The sequence below is a fragment of the Cellulomonas sp. Y8 genome (genome assembly GCF_008033115.1).
Classification (GTDB): Bacteria; Actinomycetota; Actinomycetes; order Actinomycetales; family Cellulomonadaceae; genus Cellulomonas.
On record NZ_CP041203.1, the window covers coordinates 1,272,540 to 1,294,336 of the forward strand.

Genomic DNA, 21,797 nt, shown 5'->3' on the forward strand with positions numbered 1-21,797 from the left:
ACCACCCGACCCGAGAGCGAGGACGACACCGTGAGCACCCTGACTGTGAGCGGCGACGCAGTGGCCGAACCCGTGCGCAAGCTCCGGGAGTGCCGGTCGATGATCCGGCCGGACCGTTCCATCCCCTCGATCTCGCTGTGCGGCTCCGACGACGTGATCCAGGCGTTCGTCCACGCCTTCCAGATGATCCGGCAGCAGGACGCCAACGCCTACACCTCCTGGGCCAACCTCGGCGACCAGCTCGACGCCGCCGTCGACAGCATGACCTGCGTCGACGCCGCCCTGGCGGAGAGCTTCCGGTGAGCGGGATGGAACGCCGGCCCGACAACGGCGTGCCCAGCGTGTGCGACAGCGCCGCCGAGCAGGTGCGCGGGATCTGCACCGACCTCGCCGGCGCCGCCAGCACCGCCAGCAGCCTCGCCCCCACCGTGCGCACCGCCTGGCAGGGACAGGCCGGGAACGCGTTCTGCTCGAGCCTGGACGCGGCCACCGAGTCCAGCCGACTCACCGTCGCGGCCTGGGACCGGGTCAAGGACGAGCTCGTGCGCTACGCCACCCGCCTCAGGGACATCCAGGCCCGCGGCGACCAGATCCGCTCGGCACTGTCCAGCGCCGAAGGCTCCCTCAGCACCGCCAAGAAGACCCTCGCACGCTACGACAAGGACGACGACACCGCGGCCTGGCGCATCACCCACGCCCGCGGCACCGTCGCCTCCCTCACCGACGACATCGCGACCCAGACCGTCGCACTCGACAACCTGCGCGCCGAACGGCAGGCACTCGACAACGACGTAGCCGCCGCCCTGCACAGCGCACCCGGTGCCGGCGCCGCCGCCTGGCAGGCCATCGCCTACCGCAACGGCCGCACCATCCCCAAGACCGACATCCTCGACGAGCTGCTCGACCTGCTCGACCGCGACCCCACCGGCAACCTCGACCTGCTCCACCAGTTCCTGCTCATGCACAGCAACGACGCCGAGCTCATGGGCACGTTCTTCGACGGGCTCGGCGCACGCGGGCTGATCGACCTCATGCGCCGAGCCGGACCGGGCGGCACCGCCACCTTCATCTTCGGGTTGCTCGCCACCGGCTTCGTCACGGCCTCGTCCGGGTGGTCCTCCGACAAGCAGCGCGCCTTCGGTGCCGCACTCGTCAACGCGATCGACCCCGACACCGTGTCGTCCCTCACCTCAGACCAGGAGCTCCTCGCCCGCCTGCTGGCATCGCCGGGTGTGCCGCCCCAGGTGGGCCTCGGCGCGTTCGCGCGTCTCGACGAACTCCGTCACCTAAACCCCACAAGATTCGCTGCGATCACCGCTCCCCTGGGCGCCCCTTCGGGAGCGGCTGACTACACAATCGAGTCGCTGGCAAACACGCTCTTCCTCCTCATAAGCCAGATCCCCGGGGAAGCCCGCGACTACTTCTTCTCGCGGAGCGACCCAACGGAAGCGGTGGCCTACTGGTACGGCAGGCATCCTTGGGCGAGCGACGGGTTCACCGGACCCGCCGCCCTGCTCCGGGCGATCGCGAACGAACCCGTGGACCTCGCCGGCGGCAACGAGCAGTGGAAGGCGATCCTCGAGTTCTGCTCCACGGCTCTGGACAACTTGGGCGGCCGTCCCGACTACCACACCTCGAACGTGAGCCCGGCGGCGGCACTGGACATCGCCATCGCCATCTCGTCCTTCATCCCGGAGATCGCGGGCAACATCTTCGGCGATCAGGATCGATCCACGTTTACGGGCGTAGCGGCGGAAGTGTTCCGCGACGGACTCCTGCAGAACGGGCCGACGCTGGATGCGAAGTTCGGCAACCTGGCTCGCGCCCTTGGTGTCGCCGCCACCCATCCGAGCGCCTTGAGCGCCTTCCTGGTCCAGGTGCGCGCTTACGGCGACGCGGTGCTGGCCCACGTGACGGGCGCGACGCCCCCGACTCTCGATCAGGCCCGAGCCCTACTGAGCTCGGTGAGCGCCGTGTGGGGTTTCACGTACGCGGCCTACAGCGTCGAGGCAGCAGGGGACGCGGCGCGTCTCAGCAACTCGTCGCGGGCGCTCCTCGACCAGATCTTCGCGGTCGGCGGATTGGTACCTGTCCCGGGCGCGAGTGCGGGCGTCGGCATCGGAGTTGCCGCTGCCACCACTGTGGCGCCAGATGTCTTGGCAAAGATCATCCCGCAGATCCTGACGGACGAACAGTTGCTCGAGATCCGCAACAACCCCAAAGCGGCGGGTCGAGACGACCTCGAAATCCGGATCAAGGGTGCACTCGAGACCGCGCTCGCCGGAATGAACCCGCCGTACACCGTCGTGGATCCGGACACCCGCATGGTGCGCCCAGTCACGATCGACGACTTCACCAAGAACATTAGTGAAGCGTACGACACCGCGGCGGCCGCGTTCAGCAGCGAGGAGACCGATGGCGCCTATTCGGTGTCGCTGAGTCATAGCGACGAGACCGCAAGCCGCGATCAGATGGCGGCCGGAAAGGTGAACTAGCGTGCGGAATCGACCCCGCGGGCGTGGCACAAGCGCACTGGTGTTCCTGGTGATCGCCGGATGCTCCTCGACCGTCGACCCGTCACCAGCCCCCACCCCCCGGCCGAGCGTGGCCCTGGTGACACGGGCATCGACACCCGGCGAACTAAACCCGCCGCACCCCGCGGACAACCCCTACGAGCACACCGACGTCATCGTCTCCCTCCGCCGCGACTTCGTCGTCGCCTCGTGGGGGTGGCTCAACGACCTGTGCAGCACCGAAGAGTACAAGGCACTGGTGGACGCAGACGGGTTCAAATGCGAGGAAAACTACTCGTTCACCACAGGAGGAGATCGGTTCGGAATCGGCCCGGCGAGTTTCACGCCACTCGAGATCGCTCCTCGAGACGATGGCCACGTCGAGGTGATCGCCTGCTACGAGGACTCGCCCCAACGCTACGCCCTGCGAAGCACGGGTGAGTTAGAGACCGAAGGCTCGACCCAGAGGTTCCGGATCGCCTACGACCTCTCGCCGTTGACCGAGGACGAGCGCACCGCGTTGATCACACTCGGGCTCAAACCCACCACGCACCGCCTCCGCGAAGTGCAGCCCAGCTCCGAACCCTGCCCCGACGTCGAAGTCACCGCCCAGATCTTTGTCGACTGGCCGCGGACGAGTGTCTTCACATCGCCCGCGCCGTTCTCGACACCCCCGCCGCATTGGCGGGACGATACACCTCCGACCCGGCCACCGAGCCTCGCGGCGAGGTAATCCCCTACGCAGACTGCAAATGGCTGTCTATGAGCCATAGCGACAAGACCGCGAGCCGCGGCCAGATGGCGGCCGGAAAGGTGAACTAGCGTGCGGACACGACTGCGCGAGTGCGCCATGAGCGCATTGGCGTTCCTGGTGATAGCCGGGTGCTCCTCGACCGTCCACCCGTCACCCTCTCCCACACCCAGGCCGAAATTGGCCCTGATGACACGGGCCTCGACACCCGGCGATCTGACCCCGCCGCATCCCGCGGACTACCCCTACGAGCACACCGACGTCGCGGAGAGCTTCCGGTGAGCGGGACCGGCCGCCGGCCCGACAACGGCGTCCCCGGCGTGTGCGACAGCGCCGCCGAGCAGGTGCGCGGGATCTGCACCGACCTCGCCGGCGCCGCCAGCACCGCCAGCAGCCTCGCCCCGACGGTGCGCACCGCCTGGCAGGGACAGGCCGGGAACGCGTTCTGCTCGAGCCTGGACGCGGCCACCGAGTCCAGCCGACTCACCGTCGCGGCCTGGGACCGGGTCAAGGACGAGCTCGTGCGCTACGCCACCCGCCTCAGGGACATCCAGGCCCGCGGCGACCAGATCCGCTCGGCTCTGTCCAGCGCCGAAGGCTCCCTCAGCACCGCCAAGAAGACCCTCGCACGCTACGACAAGGACGACGACACCGCGGCCTGGCGCATCACCCACGCCCGCGGCACCGTCGCCTCCCTCACCGACGACATCGCGACCCAGACCGTCGCACTCGACAACCTGCGCGCCGAACGGCAGGCACTCGACAACGACGTAGCCGCCGCCCTGCACAGCGCACCCGGTGCCGGCGCCGCCGCCTGGCAGGCCATCGCCTACCGCAACGGCCGCACGATCCCCAAGACCGACATCCTCGACGAGCTGCTCGACCTGCTCGACCGCGACCCCACCGGCAACCTCGACCTGCTCCACCAGTTCCTGCTCATGCACAGCAACGACGCCGAGCTCATGGGCACGTTCTTCGACGGGCTCGGCGCACGCGGGCTTCTGCGGCTCATGGGCCACGCGTCGGGAGTGAGCGGGAACGACGACACGTCGCACCTCGTCGGCCTGCTCGCCGGCGCCTTTGCCTCGGCGTCGCGGGCGTGGAGCGCAGATGACCAGCAGCGTTTCGGCTTCCACCTGGTCCGGGAACTGCGCACCGAAGGGCTGCCCGACTGGCTTCGGGTTCCCGAACCGGTCCTGCTCTCCGTCCTGCTCACAGCTCCTGGCGTCGGGCCCCACATCGGACTCGGCGTGTTCGAGGGCCTCGAGCTCATGCGCCGCATCGACCCCACACGGTTCGCCGCGGTGACCGCCGTTCCGCAGAACGTACCGTTCGACCAGTTCCACGACCAGCAGTCGTTGGCGAACGCCTCGTTCATGCTCATGAGCCAGATCCCATCCGACACGCTCGCCTTCCTCGCCTCCTCCGGAAACTTCAATCGGACGCTCGAGTACTGGTATGGCGAGCACCCATGGGCCGGCGGGGAGATTCCGTGGACCATCGACGGATTCGGCGGGCCAGCGGCACTGATGAACGCAATCATCTCCGACCCGACTATCCGCACGCACGACGCATCCGACCTCAACTGGGCCACAGCTCTCGATTTTCTTTCACGAGCGGTGAATGGACTGGGACGGAACCCGGGATTCGAGGCCCACAACGTATCGGCCCCAGCCGCTCTTCACCTGGCCTCCTCGCTGGCAATCGTCATCCCCGAGATCGTCGCCCGACTCGACCCTAGGAACGCATCTTCGCTCGAGCAGGCGCCTGCAGACGCGCTTGTCGGACGCGAGATCATCACCGTGCTCGGCCTTGACATAACGAAAGGGGCGCTCAACCGCGTGCTCGGCGTCAGCCTTCTAGATAACGATGCCCGGGACACATTCGCTCGGGCCATGGCTGATTACCTGAGTGACTCCGCTGCGCAGGCAGCTTCGCAGCGCACCGACGTCATCACAGGAACGGGACGGCTCTATGGCCTGGCTTATGGGGCGCTCGCAGGCGAGACGAGCAGGATCGAGAGCAACGCAAGCGCGGCAGCTCAAGCCGCACGCGACATGTTCGAGACGATCCTCTCGTGGATTCCCATGCCCGGGACCGGGGGTTCCATCACCGGCTACCTGGTCCAGATTGGTACGGCAGTGGCGACGGACTCCATCGCCGACCAGATTCACGGGACGAAGACATGGGCTGAAATCCAGGACGCATCGATAAGCCAGCGCGAGGCCGCAGGTCGAGACCTTCAGCGAATCGCTCTGGTCTACTTCGAGGACCACGGAATCGACGAATCCTCCGCCGCGGAACTCGCGGCGAAATTGGCTGAAGCGTTCGACATCGATTCGAACGCTTCATCGAACCCCGCTGGGAGTGGTGGGTATGCGACCAATTGACGCGTCATCGGCGGCGCACCCGTGAACGCATCAACAACCCGGATCGGTGAGACCCGAGATCACCGTCGCGGGCAGCGCGTCTTTCTCGGCGCGCTCGCGCTGATCTCGGCGTTCGTCGCGATTTGCCTGCTCCCCGCACCGCAGACCGGACGCTCGGACGCCGGCGAGCCGACATCCACTCCGACTGCAGTTCCTCCCGTGGGCGAGCTCGCTCCGGAACACCCGACGTACACCGAGCTGGAGGACACGCCCGAGGTCCGATCGTTGCGTGCCGCGTTCGCCGCGGTCACCTGGGCGAGCCTTTACCTGAACTGCGAGTTCCCTGAGTTCCACGACCGGGTACGCCCCGAGGATCGGCACCTTCTCTGCCCGCGATCGGACCTCCCGAGCGCGGACGATTCCCTGGACCGCGTACGACCGGTGGGACCGCCCGCGTTCGAACCCATTGAGGTCATTCGAGACGAGGACGGCACCGCGATCGTCATGGTCTGCCTTCGTGAGCCTCAGCTCAGCTACGACTCGATCACCCATCGACCTTTCGACGCGGGCCCGGTTAGGCACAGGCAAGTGGGTTGGCGGCTGGCGCCTTCGGCACCGGACTCCGACTCCCCGGAGTTCCAACTGATGGCTACCGGTCCTCGCACCTTCGCCGCATCCTGCGAACCAAAGTTCCCTGTCACCGTCCAACGCTTCGAGGACTGGCAGGACACACCGGTGTTCACGCTCCAGCACGCGAACGAGCAACTTGAAACCGCGAGCCTCGATCAGATGTCGCCCGGAAAGGTGAACTACCATTCGGATACGATTCCGAGCGCGCGGCACAAGCGCACTGGCGTTCCTGGTGATCGCCGGATGCTCCTCGACCGTTGTCCTGATTGACGGCTCCCGCGCGACGATCAGGGCACTCGAACTCGATCCCGGTCCGCTTGCGCGTGTTCTCGGGATCGCCCTACAGGACACACGCACGCTCGAGCTATTCGCAGGAGACCTCGAGCGCTACCTCAAGGCCGCGCACACGTACGTCACATCCGCACGGGACTACGACGACGCGAGTCGCGTCTGGATGGGCACAGGAGTCCTCTACGGATTCACGCACGAGGCGCTGGGCCATCAGTTCGAGGTCGCAGCCGAGGCGAAGACCGACGACGTCGAGAGCGCAGCACGAGCCCTGGACAGGTTCCTCTCACTCATTCCCGTGCCCAGCACCGGGAAAGTCGTCTTCGATGTACTCATCGAAGGGGCCGTGGGCTCGATTCCCGACATCATGGTGGCCGCTTCTGACGCCTCGTCGCACCGGGAGATCAAGCAGCTCGTGATCGATCACCGCGAGGAGGGCAAGGAACGACTTATCGGATCCTGGGCGGACCTTCTCATCGATGTCCCGATCGACAACGTCACGGAAGAGAATCTGAGGAGCTCGATCAATCACTGGTACGACGTCGTCGGCAACGCCGCCGGGAACCCGAACCCCAGTGGCAGTTGCGGGCTGACTCCGGCGGAGCATCCAGATTCGTGCGAAGAAGAGACCAACAAGTGAACTCACCCACAATCCGCCCGCGGGCGCTGCCAATCCTCGCCGCGATCGCCTGTGCAGGCTTAGCCCTCGCCGCCCTGGTCGCCGCGTGGAACGCCTCGCACGAACCCACCACCCCGCAGGCGCAGGCGGCGCCGACGCCGACACCGGCGCCGTCCCTACCTCCCGTCGGCAAGCTGACACCCGAGCAGGTCACCCAGACCGCCCTCGAGGACACCCCTGAAGGCCGCGCCCTCCGAACCGCGACAGCGGTCATGGCATGGGCGGGTCTGCAGATGAGATGCGACATCCCCGAGATCAAGGAGTGGCTGCACCCCGACCTCTTCGCCGACGGCCAGTTCTGCAGTGATGTGACGTGGGGACCCGGAGACGGCGTGGCACAAGCAGGACCGTATGCCTACGAGATCGTCGAGATCATCCACAACGACGACGGAACCGTCGACATCATCACCTGCGCCATTGCACAACCACTGACCCGCTACCGCGTCGACACCCACGAACCCGCATTCCGCGGCGTCGACGGGCACATCCTCTCCCGCGCCCGACTCGTCCGGCATGGCGCCACCTACCAGTACCTCGAGGGGGACTCGACTTCTCTCGGCAAGTGCGAACCCACCGGCACCATCACCACTCAACACTTCGTCGACTGGCAGGACACGCCCCGTTTCACCCGGTACTACACCGGAGATGAGACATGACCCGCAGCGTCAGTTGGGGTATGTCGTCACACGGGCATCAGAAGTCTCTCGCTGTGCCGCCCTCGACGACTTCAAGAGCAACATCGAGGACTCGTACGCGCTTGCCCAGCATCGCGGCCGCCGTCGGCATCGCCCTCGTGTCGGCGTGCTCGCCCTACGACGAGCCGGCGAGGTGGGCACCCGACGAGATCGTCGACGGCGTCCCGGCGATCGACTGGCCGCTCGGCGCACCGAACATGTCGGACGAGTGGGTGGCTGCCCTGTACAAGGCCGACGCGGCCCACGTCGCGGCGCAGAACACGCACGACTTCTCCAACCCCGCCCTGAAGGAGCTCGTGGAGGACGACCACCTGATGCTCCTCGCCCGGAGGGCTCGGAGCGTCGCCTACTCACTAGGGAACGAAGGGGGCCGCAATGAGTATCAGTACGCACCCGGCCCCAACCTCATGAAAGTGATGAGCGTGGATTCCGCGGGGGACGAAGCGACGGTGTTCACGTGCGAGTTCTCTCCCTCTGCACTCCTTCATTGGCACTGGTACTCGACCGAACCGATGACGCTCGATGACGTACTCACTTTGAAGAGCGGCAACCCGATGTGGCACCGCCTGGAGCGGGACGCCTCAGGCCACATCCGGGTCACGGACGCCGGCGCCAGCTGGTCGTACGAGAATCCCGGTGCCTGCGATCTCTCCGGGGTGCGACCCGGGTTCTTCGATCCTGCACCTCCCTTCGGCCAGGACGTGTGGGGCGGCGACGTCCTGGGACCCGACGGAGTGCCGATCCCCGATCTGCAGGGGCGGATGCATGACGGGACCTGGATCAACGAGAAGACCGGTGAGGTCCGCATCGATCCCGAGACCGGTGAGCCGTGGATCTTCTGAGCGGCGAGATCCGCACGACGACGCTCGTGACTGACGACACCGTCGAGCACCGAGTGGCGAACGCGCAGGGCGAAGATCACGGCGAGCGAGCAATGACAACCCCCACCTCCATGGCGTCCGCCGGTCCGCGGCACGCCGCCGGACGCTCCACGCGTCCTCGCGACCTGCCTCGCCGCCGCTTCGGCGGTCGCTCTCGGTGCGTGGTGGAACACCTCGCGTGACATCCCACGCGCCGGACGTCACCGCCGGCACCACCGCTCCCGTGGGCGGGCTGGACCGAGCTCGACACGTCGCCACCTCGACCACCCCCAGTACCTGAGAAGGAGCCCCCGATGACCACCCCGCAGCACCCCGCCGAGCCGACGCCGCCGCCGGCACCCGGTCCGCCGCCCGTGCCCGCCGGACCACCGCCGGCCGGAGGACCGCTGCCCCCGCCGCACGACCCGTACGCGGTGCCGCCGACGCCGCCCGCGACCCGTCCTCGGAACGTGCTGGCCCTGCTGGCCGTCGTCCTCGGCGCCTGCGGCGCCGCGCTGCCCGGACTCGTCCTCGCGGTGCTCGGGCTGCGCGATGCCCGTCGCCTAGGCGGGGCCGGACGCGGGCAGGCGTGGACCGCCGTCGTGCTGTCCGTGGCGTGGGGTGTGGTCCTGGTCGTCACCGGGAGCCTGGCGCCCTGGTCGGTCGCGACGGAGCGCGGTGCGGAGGCCGGATCAGCAGGCCCGACGACCGCGGCGCCCGGGACCGACGCGCTCGACCCCGAGGAGGACCGCGGATCCGGTGCGTGGCTGGGCGAGTTCGCGCCGGAGACCAGCTACCTCGACGACCTGGCCGAGCTCGCCGAGACGCTCGACATCGATCCGGGCGCGTACGAGGGCAGCTACTGGCAGAGCTTCTACGAGGGGATGTGGCTCGCGTTCGACCTCGACGACGACGAGTACGCGGCGGCCGTCGCGGACTCCCTGGCGTGCGACGACGGTGACGACGCGGCGTGCGCCCGGGTCCGGTCATACCTCCCGGATGGGGGATGAGGCGGTCGTCGCCGGCCGCACGCGGCGGCGCGCAGCGGCCGGCGTCGCGCTCGTGCTTGGCGTGCTGCTGCCGGTCCTGCCCGCATGCACAGCGACGGCGGGCGGGACAGCAGGGGCCGCCTGCTCGCACGCCGACCTCACGGCCGCGCGCGTGCCTCGCGCCGCGCTCCGCGAGCGCCGAGGACGTCGCGGCGGTCAGCCTGCTGCTCACCGATCTGGCCGGCGACCCGGCCGAGCAGGCCGCGGCCCTCGCCGCGCTCGACGGCTCCGGTCTGACGGACCTGCTCGTCGCGCTCGACATGGTCGGTGCCGCGCAGCCGGAGCACGGCGCGGCGGTGGCGGGAGCGCAGCGTCAGGTCCGGGCGGCGGCGGCAGAGGCGTCGACCGCCTGGGACGACGCGACGACCTCGCGGATCGCGGCAGGCCTGCTCGAGGGCGTGAACGCCGCCACGGCCGTCGCGTACCTGGTCGTCGACCCCGCCGGCGCGCGGGTCGACCTGCGGCTGGCGACCGCCGTCGGCGACGCGCTCCACGAGTGGGAGCAGACGCACGACCAGCTGTTCACCATGCTGGACAGCATCGGGCCGTCGGGCGCACCGAGCAGCCCGATGGCCTCGACGTTGCCGGGACTCGCGCACGACGGGTTCGGCATGCTGGTCGTCGACCCCGCCGATCTCGCGCTCCGGCACCTCGGGGAGCACGGCACGGACGCCCTGGACTGGCTGCTCGCGGACGACCGCGTGGCGTACTGGTTCGGCGATCGGGACTGGGCGGTCGCTGCGGGTCACGCCGCGCCCGCGGCGCTCTGGAACGCCATGCACGACGCGGTCGCGACGGAGGCGGGCACGCCCGAGCTGCGGCGGCTCGACGACGAGGTCGTGGTGCTGTGGTCCGACGGCGTGCTCCGGGCCGAACCAGACCTGGCCCCTGAGCGCGTGCGACGAGGGCGCCCCTGAGCGCGAGCGCCCAGTGGTTCGATCGGCCCTCACGCCGCACCGCACCGCGCTTCCTCGCACCGGAGAAGGGCGCCAGGGCTGTCGAGCCCGTCACCAGGAGACAGGATCACCGGCCGGCCGTCGGCGACCGCCAGCGAGGGGGCCGCCAGCCCATCGCCGGGAACGGGGCGACCCGCCGTCAGCGACACCGACTCCGACTCCGAGCACGCGTGGTCGAGGCAGGAGAGCAGGCGCAGCACGCCGTCGTCCGGGTCCGACGTCACCACCATCGGACGCCCGGTGTCGTCGACGGCAAGAGCCCCCTGCGCCAGCGGTACCCCCGGGACGGGGATCGAGTCCCACGTCTCGCAGGTGCGGCTCGCACACCGGACGAGAGTGGCCTCCGCCTCGTGGCTCAGCCGGTACAGCACCCACGTGGTTCCCCGCGGATCGACGACGACGGCTACCGACGACGGACCCGCGCCGTCGGTCGCATCGACTCCGAGGAGGCCGATCCGCCGCTCCGTCAGGACGCCGTCGTCCGCGACGTAGAGCACGACGTCGGTGCCGGCGAGGACTGCCGCGGCGTAGGCGGTGCCGTCGTCCGCCGCCGCGAGGTCGAGGCGCCCTCCGCCCGGGATCAGCGCGTGCACCTGCCCGGACGCGAGGCGGCAGGACGGGGCGCGGCTCCTCTCGTCGGCGCTCACGCAGGTCCAGATCATGAGCTCTCGGGGGACACCCACCCGGTCGGGAGCCGTCGCGACGGCGACCACACCCGACGGCGCCGTCGCCACGGCGGGCACGAGACCGTCGTCACCCCACCCGAGGTGGACCGCGTGCTCGTCCACGCGGTCGGAGACCACGCCGAACAGCGTGGTCTCGTGCAGGACCTGCACGGTGTCGACCCGCGCGCGCCCGGTCCAGTCGGCGCCGCCTGTCCCGGACTGCGTGAGCTCGAGCCGCACGGGCACGTCCTCGCCCGTCCAGACCGTCCGGCCCGGGCCGACGGTCCACTCCGCGCTCCACACCGACGCGCCGCCCTCGGAGGCCGTCCCGGCGACCGGGGCGTCATGCCCCACCTCGGGCTCGGCCCAGCATTCGCGATCCGTGCACGAGACGGCTCTGCGGTCGAACCAGGCCTGACTCCGGTCCAGCACCACCCGGTCGCCCAGCACCACCAGGTCGGCACGGTTCTTCAGCAACCCGGGCGACTCGACGGTGCGCACCCCGACGAGGTCCGACGTGTTCATCGCGACGAGGACCCGCGGTGCGACCACCCCGACCAGGAGAGCGACGGCAGCGATCGCGGCGATCGCGTCCTCAGGGACGACCGCGGGTCGTCGGGAGAGGGTGGGCAGCGCCACCGGCTGCCCGTCTTCGAAGTCGGCCAGCACGTCACCGACCGCGGCGACGACCAGAAGGCAGGCTGCGGCGACCATCGCGAACGCGACGACCAGCTCCCCGAGCCAGCCGAACCACTCCGGGTGCGCCATCCGGACCAGTGCCTGCAGGACTGCGGCCGCCACGACGAGCTTCAGCACGAGGCCCAGCGGGCGCCCCTGCACCTCGCGCAGCGCGGCCGCCCGTCGGACCGCGTCCTGACCTCTGAAAGTCAGGACCCGCTCGACGCACCGGTTCGACAGCCGTGCGTACGGGCCGTTGAGGGTGAGCAGGACGCTTCCACCCAGGACGAGTGCCAGGGCGTCCGGGAACGGGGGGAACACCAGCACCACTGCGCCCAGCGCGACCGTGGCGCCCACGAGCCCGACGAGGAGCACGCCGGTGACCCGCAGAACCGCGAGCGGTCGACGCAGAGCCCACCACCAGGCCGCACGCACGGTCACGCGCCTCCGAGCGCCCTCCGCGGCGCACACCCCGATCCCTGCGACGAGCGCCCACGGCGCGGCGAGCGTCCAGGGCACCAGCTCGAGCAGCGCGGCGACCAGCTGCCAGAGGCGAGCGTCCGCGCCGACCGGGATCAGCTCGCCGTCGCGGATCACCGAGCCGACCCGAGCGTGCAGCGAGTACGAGGCCCAGGCCGCGAGCAGCCCCAGCACGCCGTACGGGACCGCGATCGCCGCGAACAGACGGGGCGACAGCCGCGGACGCCGCAGCTCGAGCAGGCCCGGGGCGTTCTCGGCGGATGCGACGGCACCGGGTGGCACGGCAGTCCCGGCGCATCCCGGGTCCGCTCCGCGACCCGAGCTGCCGGCGCTGTCGATCGTCACGAGGGCTCCAGCTCGGGCGCGGCGACATCATGGACGCGCTCACGGCGATCGACGGCAGGACCGCGGCGCAGGTCGTCCTTGCACCTGCACGAACGCGCGGCTGACGCGAACTGCGCTCCACGCTAGAACCGGCCGCAGGCGGGAGATGGGACGGAGGTCCGTACTCACCCCATCCCGCGCACCGCCACCCAGCGCGGCCCCGACCGCCGCGCCACGTCGGCCCGCCGCACCTCCGCCAGCTCCCGCGCCCGGGCCGCCACCCGCCGCCCGATCCGCGCCGCCGACCCGTCGTCCCCCGCGAGGTACCGCACGACCACCCGCGCCTCCCCCGCGACCACGGCGACGTCCTGCGCCTCGACCTTCGTCAGCGCCCGGGCGGCGTCCGCCGCGGCGGGCAGCAGGGTGGCGGGGTCGACGCCGGGGAGCAGCAGCCCGACGCCCAGGGTCACGCGGTACGACGGCACGGCCGCGAGCGTACCGGCGGCACACCGCGACGCCGGAGCCGCCGCCCGCCGGGCCTCACATCGTGACCGACCCGTCCTCCCCGATCGGCCACTCCGGGTTGTGCGCGACCTCCCACACGTACCCCTCGGGGTCGGCGAACGCCCCGGAGGTCCCGCCCCACTCCGCGAGGGCCGCCGGCCGCACGACGGACCCGCCCGCCGCCGCCGCCGCGTCGAGCACCGGCGCGACCTCCGCGGCCGCCCGCACGTTGTACGCGAGCTCGAGCCCCGGCGCCCCGCGCCCCTCGACGCCGGTCCACAGCGCGAGCACCATCCCGCCCGCCTGGAAGAACGCCACCTCCCCGTCGGGCCGGCGTGGTGCGGGCCACCCCATCGCCTCGTAGAACGCGCACTGCCGGTCGAGGTCCGTGACGCCGAGCGTCACCACGCTGATCCGCGGTTCCATACCGCCTTCCTACCGTGCCTCCACGACATCCACCCGCGTTCGGGGGGACAGCCCCCGGGTGCTCCCGCGCGCGGTCACGTAGCGTGGAACGCATCCGAACGACGAGCGTCCGCGCTCACGCCCGCGGCTGGGAAGTCGACCACCCCCCACGTTCGGAGCGCGCTTCGTGACACCCCCCGCACCCGCCGCCGCGCCGGCGGCCCCCGCCCGGCCGAACCAGGCCGCGTCGACCGGCTCCTACCAGGAGCTCTCCCGCCAGATCCGCGACGCAGGCCTGCTGAACCGCACGCCGGGCTTCTACGTCCTGCTGCTGGTCGGCCTGGGCGTCGCCCTGGCGGCGCTCGTCGCGGGCTCGGTGCTGCTGGGCCGGTCCTGGTTCCAGCTGCTGATCGCGGGCGGTCTGGGGATCGTGCTGACGCAGTTCGCGTTCGTCGCGCACGAGGCGTCGCACCGGCAGGTGCTGGCGTCGGGCCCGGCGAACGACCGCCTGGGCCGGATCCTGGCGAACGGCGTCGTCGGCATCAGCCACTCGTGGTGGATGACCAAGCACTCGCGGCACCACGCGAACCCGAACCACGTGGGCAAGGACCCGGACATCGCGCCGGACACCATCGTGTTCCTGCACGCGGACGCCGCGAAGCAGAGCCGGGTGATGGCGGCGCTGACCCGGGTGCAGGGCTGGGCGTTCTTCCCGCTGCTGACGCTGGAGGGCCTCAACCTGCACGTGACGGCGTTCCGCAGCCTGCTCGCGCAGGAGCGGTCCCGGGCCCGGACGCTGGAGCTGACGATGCTCGTCGTGCGGCTGAGCGTCTACACGGCCGCGGTGCTGTGGTTCCTGGGGCTCGGGATCGGCTTCGCGTTCCTCGGCGTGCAGCTCGCGGTGTTCGGCGTCTACATGGGGGCGTCGTTCGCCCCGAACCACAAGGGCATGGCGATGATCCCCGAGGGCAGCCGGCTGGACTTCCTGTCCAAGCAGGTGCTGACGTCCCGGAACATCACCGGCGGGCACGCGATGAGCACGCTCATGGGCGGGCTGAACTACCAGGTGGAGCACCACCTGTTCCCGAGCATGCCGCGCCCGCACCTGGCCCGGGCCCGGCTGCTGGTGCGCGAGCACTGCCTCCGCAACGGGGTGCCGTACACGGAGACGACCCTGCTGCGGTCCTACGCGATCGTGGTGCGGTACCTGAACGACGTCGGGCTCGCGGCCCGCAACCCGTTCGACTGCCCGATGGTGCAGCGCTTCCGCCAGGTCTGAGCGACCCGGAGCAGCAGAACGCCGGCCGTCCCCGAGGGGGGCGGCCGGCGTTCGCGCGTCAGCTCAGAGCGGGCGGATGTTCGCCGCCTGCGGGCCCTTCGGGCCCTCGGTGACGTCGAACTCGACCTGCTGGTTCTCCTCGAGGGAGCGGTAGCCGGAGGAGGCGATCGCGCTGTAGTGCGCGAACACGTCCGGGCCGCCCTCGGCGGGAGCGATGAAGCCGAAGCCCTTCTCGGCGTTGAACCACTTCACGGTGCCGGTGGTCATGATGTCTTCTCTCGTTCGAGGACCGGAACCGCGGACGCGGATCCTGGTGCCGCGCCCCGAGGGGCGCGGACGGTGGTGGGTGCGCACGCAGCGTGCGGGCGCGGCGGGACGGCGGGCCGCGGCGAGCGCGGCGACGGCCTGGTCCCAGGTCGGGGTCACGGCCACGGGGCGCGACAGGTGGTCGCTGACGTGGTGGCCGTCGGGCTCGCGGGCGATGAGGCCGGCGTACTCGCCGGCGGCGGTGGCGGCCCAGAGGTTCTCGTCCGCCTGGCGCCACTGGACGGGCGCGGTGTCGGCGGGGGTGGTGGTGCGGGTACTGAGGGTGATGATCTGACGACTGCTCTCACTCCGCACGACGTCGGCGGAGGGTGGGGGCGACGGCACCGGGTGGGTGCCGTCCGGACTGCTGCAAGAGGCCCGGGAATCCGCGAGGAATCCCGGGCCTCCAGCTGAGCCGCCTAAGAGAATCGAACTCTTGACCTTCTCATTACGAGTGAGACGCTCTGCCGACTGAGCTAAGGCGGCGCGCGCCCACCGATCCGGCGGACGAGCACGGACACTGTACCTGGCGGACGGCGCCTCGACCAAAGCGAGTCGCGTCACCCCGCCGGAGACGGGCCTCGGCGGGCCCGCCCGCGGTCAGCAGCGGGTGCCGTCGGCGGGCACGGTCCCCTCGAGCAGGTACGCGTCGACGGCGTCGGCGATGCAGGCGTTCGACCGGCCGTAGGCGGTGTGCCCCTCGCCCTCGTACGTGAGCAGGTGCCCGGAGTCGAGCGTGCCGGCCAGGCTCTCGGCCCAGGCGTACGGCGTCGCCGGGTCGTTGGTCGTGCCGACGACGACGATCGGCGCGGCGCCGGCCGCGGAGTAGTCGTCCAGGCCGCCCGCCTCGGGCACGGGCCACTGCGCGCAGATCACGCCGCCGTAGCCGAAGAAGTACCCGACGGTCGGCGCGACCTCCTCGATCGCGGCCGCCTGGGCGCGCATCTCGGCGACGTCGGTGGTGCCGCGGTCGTCGGCGCAGCCGATGGCCCAGAACGCCTGGGTCGAGTTCGAGGAGTACGTGCCGTCGGCGTTCCGGTCGTAGTACAGGTCGGCGAGCTGGAGCAGGATCGAGCCGTCGCCGGACAGCGCCGCGTCCAGGCCCATCGTGAGGTAGCTCCAGGAGCTCTCGTCGTACAGCGGGAGCGCGATGCCGCTGAACGCGAGCGCGCCGGTCAGCGGGCGCGAGGTGCCGGTCGGCAGCGGGGACTTCCGCGCCCGGTCGAGGACCGAGCGGACCTGGGCGAGGCCGTCGTCGACGGAGCCGGTGAGCGGGCAGTCCGCGCCGGCCTGGCAGTCGGCGACGTAGGCGCGCAGCGCGTTCTCGAAGCCCTGCGCCTGGCCCTCGGAGAGCTCCTGCGAGGACAGCGTCGGGTCGAGGGCGCCGTCGAGCACCAGGCGCCCGACCTGCTGCGGGAACAGCGCCGCGTAGGTCGCGCCGAGCTGGGTGCCGTAGGAGTAGCCGACGTAGTTCAGCGTCTCGTCGCCGAGGACCGCCCGCAGCACGTCCATGTCCTTGGCGGCGGACACCGTGTCCACGTGCTCCAGCACCGGGCCGGTGTTCTCCAGGCACGCCGCGCCGAACGCGCCGTACGCGTCTTCGGCCGCCTGGATGCCCTCGTCAGTCCCGAAGTCGAAGTCGGTCGAGACGATCTCGTCCATCGCCGGGCCGTCGACGCAGGTCACGGGGGTGGACGACGCCACGCCGCGCGGGTCGAAGCCGATCAGGTCGTAGCGCTCGACGACCTCCTGGCCGAACCGCGGCAGCGCGATCGACGACAGCGCGTCGATGCCGGACGAGCCCGGGCCGCCCGGGTTGATCAGCAGCGACCCCAGCCGGTCGCCGGCGGCCGGGTGCCGGCTGACGGCGATCTCGATGGTGTCGCCGTCGGGGTCGGCGTAGTCGAGCGGCACGACCAGCGTGGCGCACTCCAGCTCGCCGCAGGCCTGCCAGTCGAGCTCCTGCGCGTAGATCGCGTCGAGGCCCCGGACGTCGGCCGCGGTCGGCGCGGTCGTGACCTCGGTCTGCTCCTTCGGGGCCGTGCAGCCCGCCAGCGCGAGGGCGGCGACCGCGACGAGGGCGGCGGCGCGCGCGAGCCCGCGGCGGCGGGTCGCGGGCACAGGTCGGCTGAGGGCTCTCGAGGCGGGAGTCACCGGACCACGGTAACGGCCCGCCGACCCGCCGGAGGTCAGGCCTGCGGGCGCAGCGCGATGAGCATGGCCTCGACCGCCAGGAGCGGCGCGACGTTGCCCTCCAGCCGGGTGCGGGCCTCCCCCACGGCGTCCATCCGGCGGACGGTCTGCTCGGGCGTCGACGACTCCGCGATCGAGCGCGCCGCCTCCTCGTGCTCGGCGTTGACCAGGTGCACGTCGGCGCCGAGCTGGAGCACCAGCACGTCCCGGTAGAACGACAGCAGGTCGACCATGGCCCGGTCGAGCACGTCGCGCTGCGCGCGGGTGGCGCGCCGCTTCTGCTCGTCCTCGAGCTGCTTGACCTGCCCCCGCAGGGCCGGCGGGATCGTCGTGAGGCCCTCCGCGCCGAGCGAGTGCAGCAGCTGCTGCCGCTCGGCCGCGTCACGCTCCTCCGTGGCGGCCTTCGCGTCCGCCTGCGCGGTCTCCACCAGCTCGGCCGCCGCCAGCACCGCGTCCCCGACGCCGCGCAGCCGCGGGGCGATCCGCAGCACGGTGGACCGGCGGGCGCGCGCCTCCGGGTCCCGGGCGAGCCGGCGGGCGACGCCCACGTGCGACTGCGCCGCGCGGGCCGCCACCAGGGCGACACCGGGGTCGATGCCGTCCCGGCGCACCAGCAGGTCCGCGACGGCCTCGACCGGCGGCACCCGGAGCGCCACCGACCGGCTGCGCGACCGCAGGGTGACGAGCACGTCCTGGGGGCTCGGGGCGCACAGCAGCCAGACGGTGCGCGGCGGCGGCTCCTCGATGGCCTTGAGCAGCACGTTGCCCGAGGTCTCGTTGAGCCGGTCCGCGTCCTCGACCACGATGACCCGCCACCGGCCCTGGGAGGGCGCGCGCTGCGCCAGCTCGACCAGCGGCCGCACGGTGTCCACGCGGATCACGACGCCCTCGGTCGACACGAACGTCACGTCGGGGTGCGTGCCGGCGAGCACGGTGGCGCACCCGGGGCTCCGCGGGTCGCCGGACGGGTCCTGGAGCGCCGCGGCGAACGCCCGCGCGGCGTTGGACCGGCCGGACCCCGGGGGGCCGGTGAGCAGCCAGGCGTGCGTCATCTTCGACGGGTCGGCCACGGCCTCCCGCAGCGTGGCGACCGCCGGCTCCTGGCCGACGACGTCGTCCCACACGGTCGTCATCGCGCGCCGCCCGCGGCGAGACCCAGGAGCGCCGCCACCCGCGCCCGCACGTCGGCGGCGATCTCCTCGACCGGGCGCGCGGCGTCCAGCACCAGCCACCGGCCCGGGTCCGCGGCGGCCCGCCCCAGGAACGCCTCCCGCGTGCGGCGGTGGAAGTCGTCGCCCGCGCTCTCCAGCCGGTCCGGCTGGTCGGGGCGCGCGGACAGCCGGCCCAGCCCCGCCGCGGGGTCGAGGTCGAGCAGCACCGTGAGCGCGGGCAGCAGCCCGCCGGTGGCCCAGAGGGACAGGTCCTCGACCTCCTGCGCGCCGAGGTCGCGCCCGGTGCCCTGGTACGCCACGGACGAGTCGAGGTACCGGTCCGTCACGACGACCGACCCGGCCGCGAGCGCCGGCCGGACCAGCGACGCGACGTGGTGCGCGCGGTCGGCGGCGTACAGGAGGGCCTCGGTGCGCGGGTCGACATGCCCCCCGTGCAGCACCTCGCGGCGCAGCACCCGGCCGAGCTCCGTGCCGCCGGGCTCGCGGGTCAGCACGACCGTGAGGCCGAGCCCCGTCAGCCAGTCGCCGAGCAGCCGGGACTGGGTGGACTTCCCGGCGCCGTCGCCGCCCTCGAACGACACGAACAGGCCGCCGGGCACGGTCGGGAGGGGCGCGGGCGTCGGCGGGTGGGGCAGCGTCACGCGCGCCAGGGTATCCACCCCCGCCGACACCCCGGGGCCCCGCGGGTCACTCGCCGGGGTAGACGACCCCGACCTGCGCCCGGACCTCGTCCATCGTCCGCAGCACGCCGAGCGTGTCCGCCCAGGTCATCCGCGGGCTCTCGGTCGCGCCCTCGGCGACGCGCCGCGCGACCTCGGCCGCCTCGTACTGCAGCCCGTGCTGCACCGGCTGGTCGAACGTCCACGACCGGCCGTCGCGCCGGCTCACCCGGAACGACGTCGGCGCGTAGAACGACCCCTCGATCGTGATGCTGCCCTCGGTGCCGGAGATCGCGGCCGTCGTCGGGGTCTTCGCCCACAGCGTCGTGGTGAGCGCCGCCTGCGTCCGGTCGCCGTAGCTCAGCACGATCGCGAGCTGCCCGTCGACGCCCGACTCGGTCAGCGCGCCGACCGCGCGGACCTGGGTGGGCACGCCGAGGAAGTCCTGCGCGAACGCCACCGGGTACACGCCGAGGTCGAGCAGCGCGCCGCCCGCGAGCGACGGGTCGTAGAGCCGGTGCGCCGGGTCGAACGGGAAGTACTGGCCGTGGTCGGCGTGCACGGAGACGATCTCGCCGATCTCCCCGGACTCGATCACCTGGTGCACGGCGGCGACGTGCGGCAGGAACCGCGTCCACATCGCCTCCATGACGAACACCCCGGCGGCGCGCGCGGCCGCGAACACCTCCTCGGCCTCCGCGGCGTTGCGGGTGAAGGCCTTCTCCACCAGCACGTGCTTGCCCGCGGCGATCGCGAGCAGGGCGTGCTCCCGGTGCTCGGAGTGCGGGGTGGCGACGTAGACGGCGTCGACCTGCGGGTCCTCGACGAGGTCCCGGTACCCGACGTGCGTGGTGGGGATGCCGTGCGCGGTGGCGAACCGCTCGGACCGGGTGCGGTCGCGCGACCCGACGGCGACGATCGGGGCGCGGGTGCTGCTCCGCACCGCCTCGGCGAAGGCGGCGGCGATGCCCCCCGCGCCGAGGACGCCCCAGCGGATCGACGGTGCGGTGCGCGGGTCCTCGGTGAGTGCCATGCCGCGACCCTACTGCGCGCCCCCGACCAGCGCCCATGCCGGTGGCGGACCGGCGCCGGTGGTCCGTACGGTGGAGGTGTCGGCGGCCGGAGACGACCGCGACCGACGGGCCCGGCGCCGACGCGACCCCAGGAGGAGGAGCCGTGTCCGCGACCCAGGAGCACCCGCCCGTCCGCACCCTCATCAGCCCCGCCCGGTACGCCCAGGGCCCGGGCGCGATCGAACGGCTCGGGGAGCTGGTGACGCCGATCGGCCGCACCCCGCTCGTCGTCGCCGACGACACCGTCTGGTCGTTCGTCGGCGACGCCGTGACCCGGTCCTTCGACGCGGCCGGGCTGCCGCTGACCCGCGACGGGTTCGGCGTGTACGCCACGGCGCAGGCGGTCGAGACGATCGCGGACCGCGCGAAGGAGCTCGGCGCCGACGTGGTGGTGGGCGTGGGCGGTGGCTCGGTCATCGACGCGGTGAAGGCCGCCGGCCACCTCGCGGGGACGCGCTGGGTGTCGGTGCCGACCGTCGCCTCGACGGACGCGCCCTGCTCGGCGCTCTCGGTGATCTACGACGACGAGGGCGGCTTCGAGGAGTACCGGTTCTTCCCGCACAACCCGGACCTGGTGCTCGTCGACACCCGGCTGGTCGTGAACGCCCCGGTGAAGTTCCTCGTCGCGGGGGTCGGCGACGCGCTCGCCACCTGGATCGAGGCCCGGGCGGTGGCCCGCGGCGACGGCACGACGATGGCCGGCGGGCTGCCGACCGCGACCGGGACCGCGCTCGCCCGGCTGTCCTGGGACATCCTCTGGGAGCACGCGCTGCCCGCGATCGACGCGGTGCGCGACCACCTGGTGACCCCGTCCGTGGAGAAGGTCGTCGAGGCCAACACGCTGCTGTCCGGGCTGGGGTTCGAGTCGGGCGGCCTCGCCGCCGCGCACGCGATCCACAACGGCCTCACCGCGGCGCCCCAGACGCACGGGCTGACCCACGGGCAGAAGGTCAACATCGGCTCGGTGACCCAGCTGGTGCTCGAGGGCGCGCCGGTCGAGGAGATCCGGGAGTTCGTGGAGTTCACCACGCGGGTCGGCCTGCCGAACACGCTGACCGAGGTCGGGCTGACGCCCGGCGACGTGGACGACCTGACCCGGGTGGCCGAGGCGGCGACCGCGGAGGGCGAGACGATCCACGCGATGCCGTTCACGGTCCGGGTGCCGGACCTGGTGGACGCGCTGCGGTCGATCGAGGGCTTCTCGCGCCGGGTCCGGGCCGACGCGGGCCTGCCGGAGCCGGTGCCGCACGTCGCGCACTGACGCGGCCC

The 21,797-nt window shown here is 71.7% G+C and carries 20 protein-coding genes and 1 tRNA gene; 12 read left to right on the top strand and 9 right to left on the bottom strand.

All coding sequences use genetic code 11. The features are described from left to right. The first annotated feature begins 30 nt into the window (after positions 1–30). The 10 genes from FKM96_RS05640 to FKM96_RS05685 all read left to right on the top strand — a co-directional run bounded on the left by FKM96_RS05640 (position 31) and on the right by FKM96_RS05685 (position 10,751). Positions 31–303: a hypothetical protein gene (locus FKM96_RS05640; RefSeq protein ID WP_147794405.1), complete on the top strand. Its 273-nt coding sequence runs from the start codon at positions 31–33 to the stop codon at positions 301–303. Between the two features lie 5 nt (positions 304–308). Further along, positions 309–2,495: a hypothetical protein gene (locus FKM96_RS05645; RefSeq protein WP_147794406.1), complete on the top strand. Its 2,187-nt coding sequence runs from the start codon at positions 309–311 to the stop codon at positions 2,493–2,495. A gap of 40 nt (positions 2,496–2,535) precedes the next feature. After that, the gene (locus FKM96_RS05650; protein WP_147794407.1) at positions 2,536–3,246 is read left to right on the top strand and encodes a hypothetical protein; all 711 of its coding nucleotides are present in this window, start codon (positions 2,536–2,538) and stop codon (positions 3,244–3,246) included. Positions 3,247–3,542: 296 nt separating this feature from the next. Next, a complete protein-coding gene (locus tag FKM96_RS20550; RefSeq protein WP_168216887.1) occupies positions 3,543–5,654 on the top strand; it encodes a hypothetical protein in 2,112 nt (703 codons plus the stop codon). A 21-nt stretch (positions 5,655–5,675) separates the two neighbouring features. Next, positions 5,676–6,533 carry a hypothetical protein gene (locus tag FKM96_RS05660; protein WP_147794408.1) on the top strand — a complete coding sequence of 286 codons (858 nt, stop codon included), beginning with the start codon at positions 5,676–5,678 and terminating at the stop codon, positions 6,531–6,533. Further along, positions 6,496–7,191, top strand: coding sequence for a hypothetical protein (locus FKM96_RS05665; protein WP_147794409.1), 696 nt, complete (start codon positions 6,496–6,498; stop codon positions 7,189–7,191). Before FKM96_RS05660 ends, FKM96_RS05665 begins: the two co-directional genes overlap by 38 nt. After that, positions 7,188–7,886, top strand: coding sequence for a hypothetical protein (locus FKM96_RS05670; protein WP_147794410.1), 699 nt, complete (start codon positions 7,188–7,190; stop codon positions 7,884–7,886). The genes FKM96_RS05665 and FKM96_RS05670 overlap by 4 nt, the downstream gene beginning before the upstream one ends. 101 nt (positions 7,887–7,987) lie before the next feature. Continuing rightward, complete coding sequence (locus FKM96_RS05675; protein ID WP_147794411.1) at positions 7,988–8,767, top strand: hypothetical protein; 780 nt, start codon at positions 7,988–7,990, stop codon at positions 8,765–8,767. A gap of 332 nt (positions 8,768–9,099) precedes the next feature. Further along, positions 9,100–9,795, top strand: a complete 696-nt coding sequence (locus FKM96_RS05680) for a DUF4190 domain-containing protein (RefSeq protein ID WP_147794412.1) — start codon at positions 9,100–9,102, stop codon at positions 9,793–9,795. Continuing rightward, positions 9,792–10,751, top strand: coding sequence for a hypothetical protein (locus FKM96_RS05685; RefSeq protein WP_147794413.1), 960 nt, complete (start codon positions 9,792–9,794; stop codon positions 10,749–10,751). Before FKM96_RS05680 ends, FKM96_RS05685 begins: the two co-directional genes overlap by 4 nt. 29 nt (positions 10,752–10,780) lie before the next feature. On the opposite strand, the gene FKM96_RS05690 is transcribed toward FKM96_RS05685, so the two are convergent. The 3 genes from FKM96_RS05690 to FKM96_RS05700 form a co-directional block, all read right to left on the bottom strand. Continuing rightward, positions 10,781–12,895: a hypothetical protein gene (locus FKM96_RS05690; protein ID WP_147794414.1), complete on the bottom strand. Its 2,115-nt coding sequence runs from the start codon at positions 12,893–12,895 to the stop codon at positions 10,781–10,783. 227 nt (positions 12,896–13,122) lie between these two features. Continuing rightward, entirely contained in the window at positions 13,123–13,422 is a 300-nt protein-coding gene (locus FKM96_RS05695; protein WP_147794415.1) for a hypothetical protein, read from the bottom strand. Positions 13,423–13,477: 55 nt separating this feature from the next. Next, positions 13,478–13,867 (bottom strand): VOC family protein, encoded by a 390-nt coding sequence (locus FKM96_RS05700; protein WP_147794416.1) that lies wholly within the window; start codon positions 13,865–13,867, stop codon positions 13,478–13,480. A gap of 166 nt (positions 13,868–14,033) precedes the next feature. Between FKM96_RS05700 and FKM96_RS05705 the strand changes: the two genes are divergently transcribed. Then, entirely contained in the window at positions 14,034–15,125 is a 1,092-nt protein-coding gene (locus FKM96_RS05705; protein WP_147794417.1) for an acyl-CoA desaturase, read from the top strand. A gap of 63 nt (positions 15,126–15,188) precedes the next feature. On the opposite strand, the gene FKM96_RS05710 is transcribed toward FKM96_RS05705, so the two are convergent. The 6 genes from FKM96_RS05710 to FKM96_RS05735 form a co-directional block, all read right to left on the bottom strand. Beyond that, a complete protein-coding gene (locus FKM96_RS05710; protein ID WP_147796946.1) occupies positions 15,189–15,392 on the bottom strand; it encodes a cold-shock protein in 204 nt (67 codons plus the stop codon). Between the two features lie 452 nt (positions 15,393–15,844). Beyond that, positions 15,845–15,917 (bottom strand) — tRNA-Thr (locus tag FKM96_RS05715). A gap of 114 nt (positions 15,918–16,031) precedes the next feature. Further along, complete coding sequence (locus tag FKM96_RS05720) at positions 16,032–17,585, bottom strand: alpha/beta hydrolase (protein ID WP_246855218.1); 1,554 nt, start codon at positions 17,583–17,585, stop codon at positions 16,032–16,034. A gap of 35 nt (positions 17,586–17,620) precedes the next feature. Then, a complete protein-coding gene (locus tag FKM96_RS05725) occupies positions 17,621–18,757 on the bottom strand; it encodes a DNA polymerase III subunit delta' (protein WP_147794418.1) in 1,137 nt (378 codons plus the stop codon). Continuing rightward, the gene (tmk, locus tag FKM96_RS05730) at positions 18,754–19,437 is read right to left on the bottom strand and encodes a dTMP kinase (RefSeq protein ID WP_246855219.1); all 684 of its coding nucleotides are present in this window, start codon (positions 19,435–19,437) and stop codon (positions 18,754–18,756) included. Before tmk ends, FKM96_RS05725 begins: the two co-directional genes overlap by 4 nt. A gap of 46 nt (positions 19,438–19,483) precedes the next feature. After that, positions 19,484–20,488, bottom strand: a complete 1,005-nt coding sequence (locus FKM96_RS05735; RefSeq protein ID WP_147794419.1) for a Gfo/Idh/MocA family protein — start codon at positions 20,486–20,488, stop codon at positions 19,484–19,486. 143 nt (positions 20,489–20,631) lie between these two features. Between FKM96_RS05735 and FKM96_RS05740 the strand changes: the two genes are divergently transcribed. After that, positions 20,632–21,789 carry a glycerol dehydrogenase gene (locus tag FKM96_RS05740; protein ID WP_246855220.1) on the top strand — a complete coding sequence of 386 codons (1,158 nt, stop codon included), beginning with the start codon at positions 20,632–20,634 and terminating at the stop codon, positions 21,787–21,789. The last annotated feature ends 8 nt before the right edge of the window (positions 21,790–21,797 follow it).